The organism is Mesorhizobium sp. M4A.F.Ca.ET.050.02.1.1 (assembly GCF_003997725.1).
Taxonomy (GTDB): domain Bacteria; phylum Pseudomonadota; class Alphaproteobacteria; order Rhizobiales; family Rhizobiaceae; genus Mesorhizobium.
The window spans coordinates 1-841 of sequence record NZ_RZSG01001320.1 but is presented as its reverse complement, the minus strand read 5'-3'; the positions used below and the strand labels follow the sequence as shown (position 1 = coordinate 841).

Genomic DNA, 841 nt, shown 5'->3' with positions numbered 1-841 from the left:
GGCTGAGGATCGCGGTCACCTCGATTGCCGAGCCGTTTTTGTCCGGTCCTTTGTTGACGACCTTTGCCGAAGCGCATCCGCACGTGATTGTCGATGTCACCGTAACGGATGAGGAATTCGACATCGTTGCCGCCGGGTTCGATGCCGGGGTTCGGTTGGGCGAGGTCATAGAGCAGGACATGATCGCCGTGCCTGTCGGTGGGCAAGTGAGGGAGGCTGTCGTCGCTTCTCCCGAATATCTGGTGGCGAATGGCATGCCGGAACATCCCCGCGATCTGGTCCGCCACCGCTGCATTGGTTGGCGCCGCTCGCCGGAAAACGCGCCTTATCGATGGGAATTCGAAGAGAACGGCACTTCCTTCAATGTCGCGGTTGAGCCGCAGATCACCACCAATGATTTGCGCCTCATGCTGCGCAGCGCTCTGGCTGGGGCTGGTATCACCTTCGCTACCGAGGAGACTTTCCGCCCCTATGTCGAGAGCGGCGCGCTCGTCTCCTTGCTTGAGCAATATCTGCCCTCATTCCCGGGCTTTTTTCTGTATTTCCCAAACAGAAGGAATATGGCTCCGAAGCTGCGGGCCCTGGTCGATCACATCAATGCCGGCAACCCAGGTGGACGTCGCGGTCGATCGCGCTGACCGACCGTCTATCGCCGCGAGCACCGGCGAACCACCTTGTTCTTGCCGGCTTGTGGAGATCGATGCGACGCCGGAAAATTCCGCCTGGCGCGAAAATCGCTTCACACTTTCGGCATCAAGCCCTGGCGTGCGTTTATCCAGTCATGTTCTCAAAGCGTGCGGAATGGGCTATTGATCCCGGGTGCGTGGGGCCGCACCTGTCT

1 protein-coding gene is annotated in these 841 nt (G+C 59.7%); it reads left to right on the top strand.

The window, feature by feature from the left end; translation table 11 throughout:
• Nucleotides 1-638 (top strand): LysR substrate-binding domain-containing protein (locus EOA33_RS37220; RefSeq protein ID WP_127407823.1); only part of this gene is annotated, 638 nt, incomplete at its 5' end.
• Between the last annotated feature and the right edge of the window lie 203 nt (nt 639-841).